Annotated in this window: 13 protein-coding genes; 11 read left to right on the forward strand and 2 right to left on the reverse strand. The window is 62.2% G+C overall.

Annotated elements, in window-relative coordinates:
• Positions 1-6: 6 nt before the first annotated feature.
• On the reverse strand, positions 7-1,809 hold the full coding sequence (locus AC1DZU_RS18395; protein WP_477287024.1) for an NAD(P)-binding domain-containing protein: 1,803 nt from the start codon (positions 1,807-1,809) through the stop codon (positions 7-9).
• A gap of 442 nt (positions 1,810-2,251) precedes the next feature.
• Here AC1DZU_RS18395 and AC1DZU_RS18400 point away from each other — a divergent pair, with 442 nt between their 5' ends.
• From AC1DZU_RS18400 to AC1DZU_RS18440, 9 genes are all read left to right on the forward strand, one after another.
• Positions 2,252-4,048: an acetolactate synthase 3 large subunit gene (locus AC1DZU_RS18400; protein ID WP_477287026.1), complete on the forward strand. Its 1,797-nt coding sequence runs from the start codon at positions 2,252-2,254 to the stop codon at positions 4,046-4,048.
• Between the two features lie 85 nt (positions 4,049-4,133).
• Positions 4,134-4,709, forward strand: coding sequence for an acetolactate synthase small subunit (gene ilvN, locus AC1DZU_RS18405; RefSeq protein WP_477287028.1), 576 nt, complete (start codon positions 4,134-4,136; stop codon positions 4,707-4,709).
• Positions 4,710-4,829: 120 nt separating this feature from the next.
• On the forward strand, positions 4,830-5,426 hold the full coding sequence (locus tag AC1DZU_RS18410) for a LysE family translocator (protein WP_457151506.1): 597 nt from the start codon (positions 4,830-4,832) through the stop codon (positions 5,424-5,426).
• 241 nt (positions 5,427-5,667) lie between these two features.
• Positions 5,668-6,939 (forward strand): efflux RND transporter periplasmic adaptor subunit, encoded by a 1,272-nt coding sequence (locus AC1DZU_RS18415; RefSeq protein WP_477287030.1) that lies wholly within the window; start codon positions 5,668-5,670, stop codon positions 6,937-6,939.
• A complete protein-coding gene (locus AC1DZU_RS18420) occupies positions 6,936-10,097 on the forward strand; it encodes an efflux RND transporter permease subunit (RefSeq protein ID WP_477287032.1) in 3,162 nt (1,053 codons plus the stop codon). Before AC1DZU_RS18415 ends, AC1DZU_RS18420 begins: the two co-directional genes overlap by 4 nt.
• A gap of 73 nt (positions 10,098-10,170) precedes the next feature.
• A complete protein-coding gene (gene nthA, locus AC1DZU_RS18425) occupies positions 10,171-10,776 on the forward strand; it encodes a nitrile hydratase subunit alpha (RefSeq protein ID WP_477287034.1) in 606 nt (201 codons plus the stop codon).
• Entirely contained in the window at positions 10,773-11,432 is a 660-nt protein-coding gene (gene nthB, locus AC1DZU_RS18430; protein ID WP_477287036.1) for a nitrile hydratase subunit beta, read from the forward strand. Before nthA ends, nthB begins: the two co-directional genes overlap by 4 nt.
• Entirely contained in the window at positions 11,419-11,784 is a 366-nt protein-coding gene (locus AC1DZU_RS18435; protein WP_477287038.1) for a nitrile hydratase accessory protein, read from the forward strand. Before nthB ends, AC1DZU_RS18435 begins: the two co-directional genes overlap by 14 nt.
• Before the next feature lie 167 nt (positions 11,785-11,951).
• A complete protein-coding gene (locus AC1DZU_RS18440) occupies positions 11,952-13,079 on the forward strand; it encodes an ATP-dependent DNA helicase (RefSeq protein ID WP_457151500.1) in 1,128 nt (375 codons plus the stop codon).
• A 36-nt stretch (positions 13,080-13,115) separates the two neighbouring features.
• Here the strand turns inward: AC1DZU_RS18440 and AC1DZU_RS18445 are convergent, their stop codons facing one another.
• Entirely contained in the window at positions 13,116-13,532 is a 417-nt protein-coding gene (locus tag AC1DZU_RS18445) for a SpoIIAA family protein (protein ID WP_477287040.1), read from the reverse strand.
• A gap of 113 nt (positions 13,533-13,645) precedes the next feature.
• On the opposite strand from AC1DZU_RS18445, the gene AC1DZU_RS18450 reads away from it, so the two are divergent.
• Together AC1DZU_RS18450 and AC1DZU_RS18455 are read left to right on the forward strand one after the other, a co-directional pair.
• Positions 13,646-14,386, forward strand: coding sequence for a pyridoxine 5'-phosphate synthase (locus tag AC1DZU_RS18450; protein ID WP_477287042.1), 741 nt, complete (start codon positions 13,646-13,648; stop codon positions 14,384-14,386).
• Between the two features lie 97 nt (positions 14,387-14,483).
• Positions 14,484-16,132 (forward strand): potassium transporter Kup (locus tag AC1DZU_RS18455; protein ID WP_477287044.1); only part of this gene is annotated, 1,649 nt, incomplete at its 3' end.

Consider the following 16,132-nt stretch of genomic DNA (forward strand, 5'->3'; position numbering starts at 1 on the left):
GAGGCGCTATCCCTTGTGATGGACCTGCTGCAGCCCGTAGACCGGCGTCGGCAGGCCTGCCTGCCTGGCCTTCAACTGCAGCGACAGGAACTGCGAATAGTGGCGTGACTGGTGCAGATTGCCGCCATGGAACCACAGTGCTTCCTGCTGCGTCGGTTTCCACATGTTGCGCAATTCGCCCTCCCATGGACCGGGATCCTTAGTGGTGTTCGAACCGAGACCCCAGCATTTGCCGACTTTGTCGGCGACGTCCCTGGAGATCAGGTCGGCCGCCCAGCCATTCATCGAGCCGTAGCCGGTGGCGTAGACGATGACATCGGCGGGCAACTCCGATCCGTCACTGAGCAGCACCGAACGCTCCTTGATCTCGACCACGTTGACACCGCTTTTCAGCTTGATCGAGCCATCGATGATCAGATCGGAAGCGCCGACGTCGATATAGTAGCCCGAACCACGCCGCAGATACTTCATGAACAGGCCCGAATCGTCATCGCCCCAGTCGAGCATGAAGCCGGCCTTCTCCAGACCCGTGTAGAATTTTGCATCGCGCTTCTTCATTTCTGCGTACGCCGGAATCTGGAATTCGTGCAGGATCTTGTAGGGCAGGGAGGCAAAGACGAGGTCGGCCTTGGCCGTGGTCATACCGCTCTGCACCGCCTGTTCCGAATAGAGGGACCCCAGCCCGATTTCCATCAACGTGTCGGACTTGACGATATGCGTGGTCGAGCGTTGCACCATGGTGACATCGGCGCCTGCTTCCCAAAGTGCCGCGGCGATGTCGTGGGCGGAATTGTTCGAGCCGACGACAACAGCCTTCTTGCCGGCATAGGCATCGGGGCCGGGGTGCTTCGAGGAGTGATGCTGATCGCCCTTGAAGTTTTCCATGCCTTTGAATTTCGGCATATTGGCCTTGCCAGATTGCCCGGTAGCCAGCACCAGCTGCTTCGGCCTTAGCGTAATGTCCCTGCCGTCGCGGTGGACGACGACCGTCCATTCCTTCTTCTTGTCGTCATAAGACGCGCTCTTGGCCTCGGTCGAGGACCAGTAATTCAGCTCCATCACCTTGGTGTACATTTCCAGCCAGTCGCCGATCTTGTCCTTGGGCGAAAAGACCGGCCAGTTCTTCGGGAAATCGATATAGGGCAGATGGTCGTACCAGACCGGGTCATGCAGGCAGAGCGACTTGTAGCGCTTGCGCCAGCTGTCGCCGGCCCGCTCATTCTTTTCTATGATTATCGTTGGAACGCCGAGCTGCCGCAGGCGCGCGCCGAGAGCGATGCCGCCCTGGCCGCCGCCGATGATCATCGTGTAGGGCTGCGTCTTGAAGCCGAGTTCGGCGGCCTCCTGCTCGCGTTCTTCCTTCCATGTCGCACGGTTCTTGCCCGAGCCGTGTTTGGCACCCATCGGCCGCGCGAAACCCGCCGGCTCCTCGTGGCCTTTCAATTCGACCATGGTGGTCAGCAGCGTCCAGATCTTGCCGTCCTTCAGCCTGACATGGCCGAAGCCACGCGCCACCTCTGTCTCAAAGCTGATCCAGCCGTCTATCACCCCGCCGCTCTCCGTCGCGTCCTCACCCTTGGCGATGGCAAAGTGGGATGGCTTGGTCTTCGACAACTGGCTCTTCAGCATGTCGCGGACCTGGTCGCGACCCTCCATGGTCTTGATGTTCCAGGTGAAAGTGACGAGGTCACGCCAATAACAGTCCTCCTGAAAGCAATCGACCGCTTTCTCGATGTCATTGGCGACCAGGGCGGCGCCGAATTGGTCGAGCAGGTCGGACAGTTTCTTGTTAGGGGCCTTGTCGAGCATCAGCTTTCCTCCTTGGATTGTGATCGCTTCTCGATCGAGCGATCTGGCCGGACTGAGTTGTCCACGATTGGCGGAGTATTTCTTCAAAAGCTCCGCAGCGTCACGCCCTCCAATAGTTTGGCGTGTTTTCAATGCTTTATCGGAAACCTATTGAATTTTTCCGGTGATGGCTTGCCGGTGCCGAAGAGGAGAGCCGGCCCCTTTGCTGCGGGTTCATGTCACTCAGATTCGCCGTTGACAGCGGCGTAAAACCAATTCTATTGTCCGCCACCATGAAAACGGCACTCATTCTCGTAGGAAAGCGCGTGGGCAAGGCGGTGTAACCGCCGGGCGAAAACCTCCCATGCGCAACACACAGGCTCCCTCGGGGGCCTTTTTTATTGCCTGAAACACGACTAAACGACAAGCAATCGCCAGATGGCGGCAGTACGGGACCAGACCGATGAGCAACGGACAGAGTGAGCGGCGCGAAATGCCAAGAACCGAAATGACTGGCGCCGAAATGGTGGTGCAGGCGCTGAAGGACAATGGCGTCAAGCATGTCTTCGGCTATCCGGGCGGCGCTGTACTCCCGATCTACGACGAGATTTTCCAACAGGACGAGGTCGAGCACATCCTGGTCCGCCACGAGCAGGGCGCCGGCCATGCGGCGGAAGGCTATGCGCGCTCGACCGGCAAGGCCGGTGTCATGCTGGTGACGTCGGGACCCGGCGCCACCAATGCGGTGACGCCGCTGCAGGACGCGCTGATGGATTCGATCCCGCTGGTCTGCCTGACCGGACAGGTGCCGACCTCGCTGATCGGCTCCGACGCTTTTCAGGAATGCGACACGGTCGGCATCACGCGCCCCTGCACAAAGCACAATTGGCTGGTGAAGGACGTCAACGAGCTCGCCGCGACCATCCACGAGGCCTTCCATGTCGCAACCACCGGCCGTCCCGGTCCGGTCGTGGTCGACATCCCGAAGGACGTGCAGTTCGCCAGGGGCTTTTACGTCTCGCCGCAGATCGCGCCGCGCACCAGCTATCAGCCGAAGGTCCAGGGCGACCTGGAAAAAATCAAAGCGGCGGTCGAATTGATGGCCAGCGCCAAGAAGCCGATCATCTATAGCGGCGGCGGCGTCATCAATTCGGGTGCGGAAGCAAGCCATCTGCTGCGCGAACTGGTCGATCTCACCGGCTTCCCGATCACCTCGACGTTGATGGGGCTCGGCGCCTATCCGGCATCGGGCAAGAACTGGATGGGCATGCTGGGCATGCACGGCACCTATGAAGCCAACATGGCCATGCATGATTGCGACGTGATGATCTGCATCGGTGCGCGCTTCGACGACCGCATCACAGGGCGGCTGACCGCGTTTTCGCCGAACTCGAAGAAGATCCACATCGACATCGATCCGTCGTCGATCAACAAGAACGTCCACACGGAAGTGCCGATCATTGGCGATGTCGGCCGGGTGCTGGAGGATATGGTGCGGCTGTGGCGGGCCACCGCCAAGGCCGACAAGAAGGCGCTCTACCCCTGGTGGGAGCAGATCGCCAAATGGCGTGCGCGCGATTCACTCGCCTACAAGATGAACAACGACGTCATCATGCCGCAATACGCCATCCAGCGGCTCTACGAACTGACCAAGGGCATGGACACCTACATCACCACCGAGGTCGGCCAGCACCAGATGTGGGCGGCGCAGCACTATCATTTCGAGAAGCCGAACCGCTGGATGACGTCAGGCGGGCTGGGCACGATGGGTTATGGCCTGCCGGCGGCACTTGGCGTGCAGATCGCGCATCCCGACGCGCTGGTCATCGACATCGCCGGCGACGCGTCGGTGCAGATGACGATGCAAGAGATGAGCGCGGCCGTGCAGCATGACGCGCCGATCAAGATCTTCATCCTCAACAACCAGTATATGGGCATGGTGCGGCAGTGGCAGCAGCTGCTGCACGGCAACCGGCTGTCGCATTCCTACACCGAGGCGATGCCGGACTTCGTCAAGCTGGCCGAGGCCTATGGCGGCCACGGCATCCGTTGCGAGAAGCCGGACGAGCTGGACGATGCGATCAAGGAGATGATCGCGGTCAAGAAGCCGGTGCTGTTCGATTGCCGCGTGGCGACACTTGCGAACTGCTTCCCGATGATCCCGTCGGGCAAGGCACACAACGAGATGCTGCTGCCCGACGAGGCGACCGACGAGGCAGTGGCCAACGCCATCGACGCCAAGGGCAGGGAACTGGTGTAGCCCCACCTGGCCTAGGCAGGGCTGTCGCGAGAAGCCGTGCGAAAACAGAGAATTAGCTCAATAGTTTGAAAACGAGATTCATGTCATGAACGCACAGCACCTACAGCCCACGGGCTCCGCCTACTTCATCGCCAAGGAGACGGAAAGGCCGGAGAACCACACGCTTTCCGTGCTGGTCGACAATGAGCCGGGCGTGCTCGCCCGGGTCATCGGCCTGTTCTCCGGGCGCGGCTACAACATCGAGAGCCTGACCGTCTCCGAGACCGAACATGAGAAGCACCTGTCGCGCATCACCATCGTGACGCGCGGCACGCCGCATGTGCTGGAGCAGATCAAGCATCAGCTCGAACGCATCGTGCCGGTCCACCGTGTGGTCGACCTGACCGTGCGTTCGCACGAGTTCGGCCAGGAGCGGCCGCTGGAGCGGGAACTGGCCCTGGTCAAGGTTGCCGGTACCGGCGAGGCCCGCGTCGAGGCGCTGCGGCTGGCGGACGCCTTCCGCGCCAGCGTCATCGACGCCAACACCGAGCATTTCATCTTCGAGATCACCGGCAAGGGCACCAAGCTCGACCAGTTCATCGCCATCATGAAGCCGCTCGGCCTGGTCGAGATCTGCCGCACCGGCGTGGCGGCGATGAACCGCGGTCCGCAGGGGATGTAGGCACGGCCGGGCCTTCCAAATCTTTGACAAGCGTAGGTCTGGCTCTGCCACAAACCGGCCGCTGGTCGTTGTACGGCCTCCGGAAAGAGACAATAGTGCTGACGTGTCTGGGAGGATATCATGTCGCTTGACGCATTCCTTGCCCTGCTTGTCTATGCCTTGGTGACGTCGATCACGCCGGGGCCGAACAATTTCATGCTTCTGGCATCGGGAGTGAATTTCGGCATCGTGCGGACGGTTCCACACATGCTGGGCATCAGCATCGGTTTCCTGGTGCTGCTGGTTGCGGTTGGGCTTGGCCTGGGTGCGGTGCTGACTGCGTTTCCGATCTTGCATACGGCGCTCAAGGTCGCCGGCGGCGCCTACCTGCTTTATCTCGCCTGGAAGATCGCCATGTCGCGTTCGCTTGCCGGCAAGGGTGAGGCGAAGGGGCAGCCCATGCGCTTCATCGATGCGGCGGCATTCCAGTGGGTCAACCCCAAGGCATGGGTGATGGCGATCACCGCCATGGCTGTCTACACCAATCCGGAGCATCCGTTCCTGTCGGTGGTGTTGATCTCGGTGGCCTTCACCGTCGTCAATTTGCCGAGCGTCTCGGTGTGGGCGGGTTTCGGCACCGCGCTGCGCGGTTTCCTGTCGGACCCGGTGCGCCTGAAATGGTTCAATATCGCCATGGGCGTGCTGCTAGCGGCGACGTTGTGGCCGATGCTGCGCTAGGTGTGTCGACATTCAGGTGATGCGGCCAGGTGATGCCGGCCTGACCTAAATCTCGGCCCACCTTGGTCGGTTGCACATCCATTGTGCAGTGCACATTAAATCTTCGTAATGCCGTGTTTTGGCCCTTTTCCGACAAAGGCGTGTCCTATCTATTCGGCGAAATCGCGGCAACGGGCCGTGATTTGCGCTAGAATGCGAACCATCGGCCCATCGCGTGTCGGATGGAGAGGGCCTTTTGACCATGCGTGGAAAAGTCGTTCTTTCGTTGCTTGCCGTCGCTTGCCTCGGCGCGGCGGGCTGGCTCTATGTTTCGCCGAACGCGCTGGGCAGGGTTGAACAGATCATCGGCGCAAAGCAGGTGGCCGCGGCGGACCAACCGGCCGCGGCTTCGGACAAGAAGGGCGCCACCGCGGCGCGCTCCGCCTCCATCCTCTCGGCCGTCGCTTCGACGGCCGATTTCCCGATCCGGCGCTATGCGATCGGGTTCGTCTCGTCTCCGGCCGTCGTCAGCATCAATGCACGGGTGTCCAGCCAGATCGTATCGATCGACGTCAAGGACGGGCAGATGGTGAAGACCGGCGACGTTCTGTTTTCACTGGACGACCGGGCGCTGAGGGCCCAACTGGCCAAGGACCAGGCGGCGCTCGCCAAGGACCAGGCGATGCTCGCCAGCTCGAATTCGGATCTCCAGCGGGCCAAGGACCTGGTCGCCAAGCAGGCCGGCACGCAACAGACCTACGACCAGGCGGTTGCGGCGCAAAAGGCTGCCGCGGCAACCGTCGATGCCGACAAGGCGACAATTGACGCCGACAACGTCCAGCTGGGCTTTGCCACGATCACCGCGCCGATTTCCGGCCGGCTTGGCGCCGTCAATGTCGCGGTCGGCGACCTGGTCACCACTAGCAACGGCAACAACAGCAGCACGGCGACCCCGCTGGTGACCATCACCCAGATGGACCCGCTGCAGGTCAACTTCAATCTGCCGGAAAGTAACCTGGCGCTTCTGCATAAGGCGCTTGCCGCGCCGCAGCAGGGTGCCGTGACGCTGACCAAGGACGGCGACCCGACGCCGATCGGCAAGGGGACGCTCGATTTCGTCGACTCCAGCGTCGACACCGCTTCCGGTACGATCGCGACGCGGGCGAGTGTGCCGAATGCCGATCTCTCGTTGTGGCCGGGCCAGTATGTGAATGTCGTGCTCGATGCCGGCATCATGCCGAAGATGACATCGGTTCCCACGGTTGCGGTGCAGCCCAGCCAGAAGGGGCCGTTCGTCTATGTCGTCAAGCCGGACAACACGGTCGAGATGCGGCCGGTGGAGGTGGCCCTGACCGAAGGTGAAAACAGCGCCATTAGCCAGGGGCTGAAAAGCGGTGAGAAGGTAGTCACCGAAGGCCAGACAAGGCTGAAGGACGGCGCCGCCGTGCATGAAGGCAAGGCCGCGACCGGTGGCGGCGGCCAAGCCGCTCCCAAGGTCGCGCAAGCCGACAAGGCCGGCGAGGCGGCCCAATGATCTCTGAATTCTGCATTCGTAGGCCGGTCGCCACCCTCCTGATGTCGTTCGCCCTCGTGCTGGGCGGACTGTTCGCCTACAAGTTCCTGCCGGTGGCGGCACTGCCCAGCGCCGAATTCCCGGTGGTCAACGTCTCGGCGCAGTTGCCCGGGGCCTCGCCGGAAACCATGGCCACGTCGGTGGCGACGCCACTGATCAAGCAGTTCGCCACCATCGCCGGCATCGATTCGATCTCGACCACCAACTCGCTTGGCCAGACCTCGATCGCCATCCAGTTCGTGCTCAACCGCGACATCGACGCCGCAGCGGCAGACGTGCAGGCGGCGATCGCGCGTACGCAGAAATCATTGCCGCCGCAGATGACGGCGCCGCCGAGCTATCGCAAGGTCAATCCGGCCGATGCGCCGATCCTGCTGATGTCGCTGGTCAGCGACACGGTTCCGCTGACCGACCTCGATGCTTTCGCCGAAAACGTCATCTCGCCGTCGCTGTCGACCATCGACGGCGTCGCGCAGGTCTCGATCTTCGGCCAGCAGAAATACGCCGTGCGCATCCAGATCGATCCGACCGCGCTCGCCGCGCGCGGCATCTCGATCGATCAGCTGCAGGCGGCGATCGCGTCTGCCAACAGCAACACGCCGCTCGGCGTGCTGCAGAACAACAAGCAGCAGCTCACCATCACGGCCAACACGCAACTCACCGACGCTGCCGGCTTCTCCAACCTCATCATCGCCACCAAGAACGGTCACCCGGTACGGCTGGGCGAGGTGACCCGCGTCGTCGATTCGGTGCAGACGACCACCACCGCAAGTTGGTACGATGGTACCCGCGCGATCATCATGGCCGTGCAGCGCCAGCCCGACGCCAACACCGTCGACGTCGTCGACAAGGTCAAGGCGATGTTGCCGTCGTTCCAGGACCAGATGCCGGCCGCCGCCTCGATCAAGCTGCTCAACGACCGTTCGACCTCGATCCGCCAGGCCGTCGACGACGTGCAGTTCACGCTGCTGTTGACCATCGCGCTGGTGGTCATGGTGATCTTCGTGTTCCTGCGCCGGGTCACGGCGACCATCATCCCGGCCGTGGCGGTGCCGATCTCGCTGATTGCGACGCTTGGCGCGATGTTCCTGTTCGGCTTTTCCATCGACAACATATCGCTGATGGGCCTGACGCTTGCGGTCGGCCTTGTCGTCGACGATGCCATCGTGATGCTGGAAAACATCTTCCGCCATATGGAAGAGGATGGGTTGTCGGCCTTCGATGCGTCGCTGAAGGGCGCGCGCGAAATCGGCTTTACCATCATCTCGATCTCGATATCGCTGGTCGCCGTGTTTATCCCCGTGCTTCTGATGGGCGGCGTGATCGGCCGCATCTTCAACGAGTTCGCCGTCGTGGTGACGGTCGCCATCCTGGCCTCGATGTTCGTGTCGCTGACGCTGACGCCGATGCTGTGCTCGCGGCTGCTGTCGGTTACGAAGGCCGATCGGGACAAGCATGGCCCTGGTCACAAGCAGGACTTCATCACACGCGGCTACGACCGGATCTTGAGCTTCTGCCTGCGGCACACCTTCCTGGTGTTCCTGGTCTTCATCGGAACCGCGGCAGCGTCGGTATGGCTGATCCAGGTCTCGCCGAAGGGCTTCTTCCCGCAGGAGGATATCGGCCAGATATCGGTGACGACCATCGCGCGCCAGGACATCTCGTTTGACGCCATGGCCAAGCTGCAAGGGCAGGTGGCCAACGTCTTCTCGCATTCGCCCTATGTCGACCATGTGGCGTGGTCGGCGGGCAGCGGCAACAATGCGCTCAACCAGGGGCAGCTGTTCGTCCAGCTCAAGGGGAAGGACCAGCGTCCCGATATCGAGAAGGTCCTTTCGGATCTAAGGCGACAACTGGCCGGCGTGGCGGGTATCGAGACCTACATGCAACCGGTGCAGAACCTGAGGCTGGGTTCGCGGTCGTCGGCCAGCGCCTATCAGCTCGTGGTTCAGGGCCTGGATACCGGCCAGACCGATATCTGGGCGCAGAAGATGAACGACGCGATGGCGGCCGACCATGCGACCTTCGCCGATGTCACCAGCGACCTGCAGAACAATGCCCTGCAGGCGACGCTGGTGGTGGATCGCGATAAAGCCGCCCAGCTCGGCATCGATACCGACACGCTGCGCTCCGCTCTCTATGGCGGGTTTGGCACCGACCAGGTTTCGACAATCTTCGGTTCGGCCGACAGCTACGAAGTCATCACCGAGCTCGATCCCAAGATCGAATGGTCGCCCGAGCGGATGCTTGCCATCCAGATGAGGACGGCGAGCGGCAGTCTGGTGCCGCTTGGCGCCTTTGCCCGGGTCGATCGCACAGCCGGCGCCTTGACGGTCAACCAGCTTGGCCAGCTGCCCGCGGTGACCATTTCCTACAATCTGCCGCAAGGCGTGGCGCTCGGCGACAGCGTGACCCGCATCAACGCGCTCAAGGAGCAGATCGGCATGCCGACGGCGATCTCGACGACCTTTGCCGGCACGGCCAAGACCTTCCAGGATTCGCTGGCCAACCAGGGCCTGCTGATCGGCGGCGCCATCCTGACCATCTACATCGTGCTCGGCATTCTCTACGAAAGCTTCATCCACCCGCTCACCATTCTCACCGGCCTGCCGTCGGCGGTGCTTGGCGCCGTCGTTGCGCTGCGCTTCGCCGGCATGGATCTGTCGGTGATCGCGGTGATCGGCATTTTGATGCTGATCGGCATCGTCAAGAAGAACGGCATCATGATGGTCGACGTGGCGCTGGAATTGCGACGAGACGGCTTGTCGGCCACCGAGTCCATCCACAAGGCCTGCCTCATGCGTTTCAGGCCGATCATGATGACGACGCTGGCCGCATTGATGGGCACGTTTCCGATCGCGCTCGGCACCGGCGCCAGCGCCGAGCTGCGCCAGCCGCTGGGCGTTGCCGTTGTCGGCGGCCTGCTTGCTTCGCAGGCGCTGACCTTGTTCGTGACGCCGGTGATCTATGTCTACATGGAGAACTTCTCGGGCTGGCTGGTCGGGCTGATGCCGAAGCGCAAGGCTGAAGAGATCCCGAAGGAACCTGTGAGGCAGCCCTCGCTGTTCGATGTCAACGAGGAGCAGCAGCTCGAACCGCAGAAGACGGCCGCCGAATAGAATTCAAGGTCGCCAGGATCTGGCCCAAGGCGTTGCGCTTGCGGTGGCATCACCGGAAACGTAATTTGCGGTCATGTCACACGATCACGATCACGACAACGAGCTCGATCCCTTTGCCGCGCGGGTACGTGCGCTGGAGACTATCCTCACCCGCAAGGGGCTGATCGATCCGGCCGCGATCGATGTCATCGTCGACACCTACGAGACCAGGATCGGCCCGCGCAATGGCGCCAAAGTGGTGGCGAAGGCCTGGGCCGATCCGGCATTCGCCGACTGGCTGAAGCGCGATGCGACAGCGGCGATCGAATCGCTCAGCTACACCGGCCGCCAAGGCGAGCATATGCAGGCGGTCTTCAACACCGAGGACACGCACAATCTCGTCGTCTGCACGCTGTGCTCTTGCTATCCGTGGTCTGTGCTCGGCCTGCCTCCGGTCTGGTACAAGGCGCCGCCCTACCGCTCGCGCGCGGTCATCGATCCGCGCGGTGTGCTGGAGGAGTTCGGGCTGACGCTGCCGGCTGACAAAAAGATCCGCGTCTGGGATTCCACCGCCGAGCTGCGCTATCTCGTCGTGCCGATGCGTCCCGACGGCACCGAGGGCTGGAGTGAGGAGCGGCTGGCCGATCTGGTGAGCCGCGACGCTATGATCGGCACCGCTCTGGCGAGGCAGCCGGCATGAACGGGCCGCAGGACCTTGGCGGGCAGATGGGCTTCGGTCCAGTCGCGCCGGAAATTGACGAGCCGTATTTTCATGCCGCCTGGGAAAGGCGGGCGCTGGGTGTGACGCTGTGCGCCGGCGCGATGGGCGCGTGGAACATCGACGAGAGCCGGCATGCGCGGGAATCGCTGCATCCCGCCGATTACTATGCCTCCAGCTACTACGAGATCTGGATAAAGGCGCTGGAAGTGCTGCTCAAGCGCCATGGCTTTGTCAGCGAGCGCGATCTCAAGGCAGGCACCGCAGTCGATCCGGCGGCGGCGCCGAAACGGGTGCTGAAGGCGGAAAACGTGCCTGCCGTGCTGGCCAAGGGCGGTCCTTGCGACCGGCCGGTGGCGCAATCGGCGCGGTTCAAGGCCGGCGATCCCGTGCGGACCAGGAACTTCAACCCGACCGGCCACACGCGGCTGCCGCGCTATGCACGCGGCAAGCATGGAACGATCGAGGCGGTGCGCGACGGCTTCGTGTTTCCAGACAGCAACGCGCATGGCCGGGGCGAAAACCCGCAATGGGTCTACACGGTGGTTTTCGAAGGGTCGGAAATCTGGGGCGAGGGCGCCGACCCGACGCTGAGTGTGTCGATCGATGCCTGGGAGAGCTATCTTGAGCCGGCGTGAGGCAAACGATCACGCCGCCGATTTGCCGCTTGGCGTCGATGCCCCGGTCTTTGCCGAGCCATGGCAGGCCGAAGCATTCGCCATGACGGTTGCGCTGCATGACAAGGGCCTGTTTTCGTGGGGCGAATGGGCGCAGGCACTGTCGACGCAGGTGAGGAAGCCAGATGCCGCGGTTGACGGCCATGACTATTACGAACATTGGCTGGCGGCGCTGGAAAGCCTGCTTGTTTCGAAAGGGCTGACCGCCAGGGCGGATGTCGATGCCATGGCTGAAGCCTGGGAGCGCGCCGCGCACGCAACTCCGCATGGCAAGCCGATCCTGCTGGAGAACGACCCCAGGCGGATCCGATAGGTCGTGGCAGCAGCCAGACCATAATCGTGGCGCAGCTGCGTCTGTTCTCTTTACGTTCTTGTTTGCGCCTGATAGCCTGATCCGTCCGCGGCACTGAAGCGCCCCGACACGTCGATGGTGGTGGCGGCTATCTTGTCTTTCCCTTGCGAATCCGGTCTCTCGCGCTGATGGAATTCTCTCCCCAACAGGACGAGGCGCTGCAAGCGGTTGCCCGCTGGCTGAAGACCGGAAAGCCGCAGCTGTTCCGGCTGTTCGGCTATGCCGGCACCGGCAAGACGACGCTGGCGCGCTATTTCGCCGAGCATGTCGACGGCCAGGTCCAGTTTGCCGCCTTCACCGGCAAGGCCGCACAGGTACTGCGCTCCAAGGGCGCGATCAACGCCCGCACCATCCATTCGCTGATCTATCGGCCGAAGGGCGAGGAATCGGTATCGGACGAGGTCACCGGCAAGACCTCGATGTCACCGACCTTTTCGCTCAACCGGCAGAGCCCGATCTCGCGGGCGAAACTGGTCGTCATCGACGAATGTTCGATGGTCGACGAACAGCTTGGCCGCGACCTGATGAGCTTCGGTACGCCGATCCTGGTGCTCGGCGACCCCGGCCAGCTGCCGCCGATTTCGGGCGGCGGCTTCTTCACCGACCACGAGCCGGATTTCCTGCTCACCGAAATCCACCGGCAGGCGCGCGACAATCCGATCCTACGGCTGGCGCTCGATGTTCGCGAGGGCCGTGAGTTCATGCGTGGCGACTATGGCACGGCCCAGGTGATCGGCAAGGAAGACGTCACCCAGGAGCTGGTGCTGAAGGCTGATCAGGTGCTGGTCGGCACCAACCGCACGCGGCGGCGCTACAATCAGCGGCTGCGCGAACTCAAAGGCTTCAATGCCGACTATCCGCAGGCCGGCGACAAGCTCGTCTGCCTGCGCAACGATCCGGCCAAGGGCCTGCTTAACGGCTCGCTGTGGAAGGTGATGACCTCGTCGCGCGAGACGGTGAAGCCCGGCATCAACCTTCTGGTGTCGCCGGAAGAGGACGATCCGGACCGCGGCGTCGCCAAGATCAAACTGCTCAAGGCGGCCTTCGAGGATCCGGATGCCGACATTCCCTGGCAGCAGAAGAAGCGCTTCGACGATTTCGACTATGGTTACGCGCTGACCGTGCACAAGGCGCAGGGCTCGCAATGGAACGAGATCGTGCTGTTCGATGAAAGCTGGGCCTTCAAGGAAACCCGCCAGCGCTGGCTCTACACCGCAATCACACGCGCGGCCGAGCGGCTGACGATCGTCAGGTAGCAGGCATTCGCCGAGACCCTGCGGGGCTGTCGTGTTTCAGCCGCGACCCTGTTGCTCTTCGGTCGGCCGGGCTCCAAGCCATTGCCAGGCCGAGGCTTCGTCCTCGGTCTCGAAATGCTTGAATTCGATTGACGGCGCATCCCGCAGGACATGTCGCGCGTCGGCGGTCCAGTCCGGCTCGCCGATCGTCGCGCAACGGCCGACATGTTGCATTGCATGGGCGGAGCCCTGCGTCAGGGTCTCTTCGGCAATATTGGCCCAGTCGACGCCATCGTGATCGACAAGGCGCACCAACACGTCGATATGTGGGTGAAGGGCATAGGCTGCCTCCATCAACCCGAAAAGGTTTTCGCCATCGGCCGCTGAGACGTGGCCGACGACATCGATGGCGAGAAGGTCGTCACGGCTGGTCTCGAGACGACGGATAGCCGGTACGGCATCGAGAAAATTCATGGTGCTTCCTTTCGCGGACTCACTTCATCACGCTTGGAACACTCGAAACCCCCTGTCTGTTCCCGCCAAAGGCATTATAGGTGGCGCGTCGAATGATCTCCGAGGCCGCTTCCATGCCCGCAAAACTCTCCGTCAATCTCAATGCCGTCGCCATGCTGCGCAACAGGCGCGACCTGCCGTGGCCGAGCGTGACCGGCCTCGGCCGCATTGCGCTTGCGGCCGGGGCGCATGGGCTGACGGTGCATCCGCGCCCCGACGAGCGGCATACGAGACACTCCGATCTGCCTGAGATACGGTCGCTGATCGACGACGAATTTCCGCGCGCGGAATTCAACATCGAAGGCTATCCGACCGAGGATTTCCTGGCGCTCGTGGAAAAGCATCAGCCCGAACAGGTGACGCTGGTGCCGGACGATCCCGCGCAGGCGACGTCGGACCATGGCTGGAACTTTGCCGCCGAGGCCGCGTTCCTTACTCCGATCGTCAAGCGTCTGAAGAAGGGGGGCTTTCGTGTGTCGCTGTTTTCGAACCCGGACCCTGCGGGCGTGACGGCCGCGCGTGACACCGGTGCCGACCGGGTAGAGCTTTATACGGGTCCGTATGGCAGTTGTCATTCCGATCCCGCCCGAGCGGCCAAGGAATTGGAAAGACTGGGAAAAACCGCTGATGCCGCGCTCGCCGCCGGTCTTCAGGTCAATGCCGGGCACGATCTGGTGGTCAGGAACCTTCCGGCACTGGCAAAGCGCATTCCCGCATTGGCCGAAGTGTCGATCGGACATGGGTTGACAGCCGACGCGTTGGAGTATGGCATGGCCGGCACGGTGGGGCGGTTCCTGAAAGCCTGCGGATGGTAGGGTAGAGCCGCGCATTGAAAGTATGGCAGCCATCGCGTGCAATTGATATCGTATCACAGCATGCATAGAGCACCGCGCGCTTGTCGGAGAGTGGTCGATGGACCTTGCCAGTAGCGGTAGCGAGGCTGGAACTGTCGAACAATCGAGCCATTCCGAAGTCGAAAAGCACAGTACCAAGATTCTGATGCTGGGCGCGCTCGGCGTCGTCTATGGCGATATCGGCACCAGCCCCATCTACGCCTTCCGAGAAGCGCTCCATGCTTCTCCCGGCACCGATACGCGTAGCGATGTGCTGGGCGTTCTGTCGCTGATTGTCTGGGCGCTGACGATCATCGTCACCATAAAGTATGTCGCCTTCGTGCTTCGTGCAGACAACAAGGGCGAGGGCGGTACGCTATCCCTGATGGCGCTTGCACGAAGCGCCTATCCGAAAGGCGCCCGACTAATTCTCGGGATCGGGCTTTGCGGTGCGGCGCTGTTCTTTGGCGACGCTATCATCACACCGGCCATCTCCGTGCTGTCGGCGGTCGAAGGCCTGGAGGTGGTGACCCCGACACTGGATGCCTATGTCGTGCCCATCACGCTGGTCATCCTGGCCTTTCTGTTTTCGGTGCAACGCTTCGGCACCGGAAAGGTCGCGGCGGTGTTCGGGCCCGTGACAGCGCTTTGGTTCCTGGCCATCGGCATCGCAGGGCTCTATCACCTGATGGACGATCCATCGGTCCTGATGGCGATCAATCCCTACTACGCCGTCTACTATCTCGCCGGTACTCCGACCGCCGCCTTTGTCACCGTCGGTGCGGTGTTCCTGGCAGTGACCGGGGCCGAGGCGCTCTATGTCGATCTCGGCCATTTCGGGCGCAAGCCGATCGTGATGGCCTGGTTTTCCGTGGTTTTCCCGTGCCTGCTGCTCAACTATTTCGGGCAAGGCGCTTTTGTCCTGGCCAATGGTGGCAGGCCGACCAATCCATTCTTTCAGATGCTGCCTGACTGGGCACTAATGCCGATGGTGGGCATGGCAACGGCCGCGACCGTTATCGCCAGCCAGGCGGTCATCTCAGGCGCTTTTTCACTGACCCGTCAGGCCGTGCAGCTCAACCTTTTGCCCCGCATCGAGGTGCAGCATACCTCTGAAATGCAGCTCGGGCAGATTTACATGCCCCGCGTCAACCTGCTCATCGCGATCGGGGTGATGCTGCTGGTGGTTGGTTTCGGCAGCTCGAGTGCGTTGGCCTCCGCTTACGGAATTTCGGTGACCGGCGAAATGCTGATGACGACCATTTTGCTGTTCGTGGTGATGCGCAAGATGTGGAAATGGAAGCTGGCGCTTGCCTTGGCTCTGGCCCTACTGTTCGGCATTATCGACAGCGGTTTTTTCTTGGCAAATGTCGTGAAGATCTTCGAAGGCGGATGGGTATCAATTACTGTCGCCTGCATGATGGGGCTGATCATGTCGACATGGATTCGCGGCAGCCGCTATCTGTTCGACAAGACCCGGCGCAACGAGATCCCGCTCGATTTCCTCGCCGGCAACCTGTTGAAGAAGAAGCCGCAGCTGGTGTCCGGCACCGCCGTGTTCCTGACCAGCGATCCCTTGAGCGCGCCAACGGCACTGATGCACAGCCTGAAACACTACAAGGTGCTGCATGAGCAGAACGTCATCCTTTCGGTGGTGACCGCGCCGCAGCCGGTGGTGCCCGACAGCGAGCGGGTCAAGATGGAGACGGTCAACGAGCTGTTCATGCG

The organism is Mesorhizobium sp. P2_A12 (assembly GCF_056405075.1).

Coding starts and splice junctions, on each gene's coding strand:
- AC1DZU_RS18395 (WP_477287024.1), bottom strand. CDS start 1,809: ATGCTCGACAAGGCCCCTAACAAGAAACTGTCCGACCTGCTCGACCAA.
- AC1DZU_RS18400 (WP_477287026.1), top strand. CDS start 2,252: ATGAGCAACGGACAGAGTGAGCGGCGCGAAATGCCAAGAACCGAAATG.
- ilvN (WP_477287028.1), top strand. CDS start 4,134: ATGAACGCACAGCACCTACAGCCCACGGGCTCCGCCTACTTCATCGCC.
- AC1DZU_RS18410 (WP_457151506.1), top strand. CDS start 4,830: ATGTCGCTTGACGCATTCCTTGCCCTGCTTGTCTATGCCTTGGTGACG.
- AC1DZU_RS18415 (WP_477287030.1), top strand. CDS start 5,668: ATGCGTGGAAAAGTCGTTCTTTCGTTGCTTGCCGTCGCTTGCCTCGGC.
- AC1DZU_RS18420 (WP_477287032.1), top strand. CDS start 6,936: ATGATCTCTGAATTCTGCATTCGTAGGCCGGTCGCCACCCTCCTGATG.
- nthA (WP_477287034.1), top strand. CDS start 10,171: ATGTCACACGATCACGATCACGACAACGAGCTCGATCCCTTTGCCGCG.
- nthB (WP_477287036.1), top strand. CDS start 10,773: ATGAACGGGCCGCAGGACCTTGGCGGGCAGATGGGCTTCGGTCCAGTC.
- AC1DZU_RS18440 (WP_457151500.1), top strand. CDS start 11,952: ATGGAATTCTCTCCCCAACAGGACGAGGCGCTGCAAGCGGTTGCCCGC.
- AC1DZU_RS18445 (WP_477287040.1), bottom strand. CDS start 13,532: ATGAATTTTCTCGATGCCGTACCGGCTATCCGTCGTCTCGAGACCAGC.
- AC1DZU_RS18450 (WP_477287042.1), top strand. CDS start 13,646: ATGCCCGCAAAACTCTCCGTCAATCTCAATGCCGTCGCCATGCTGCGC.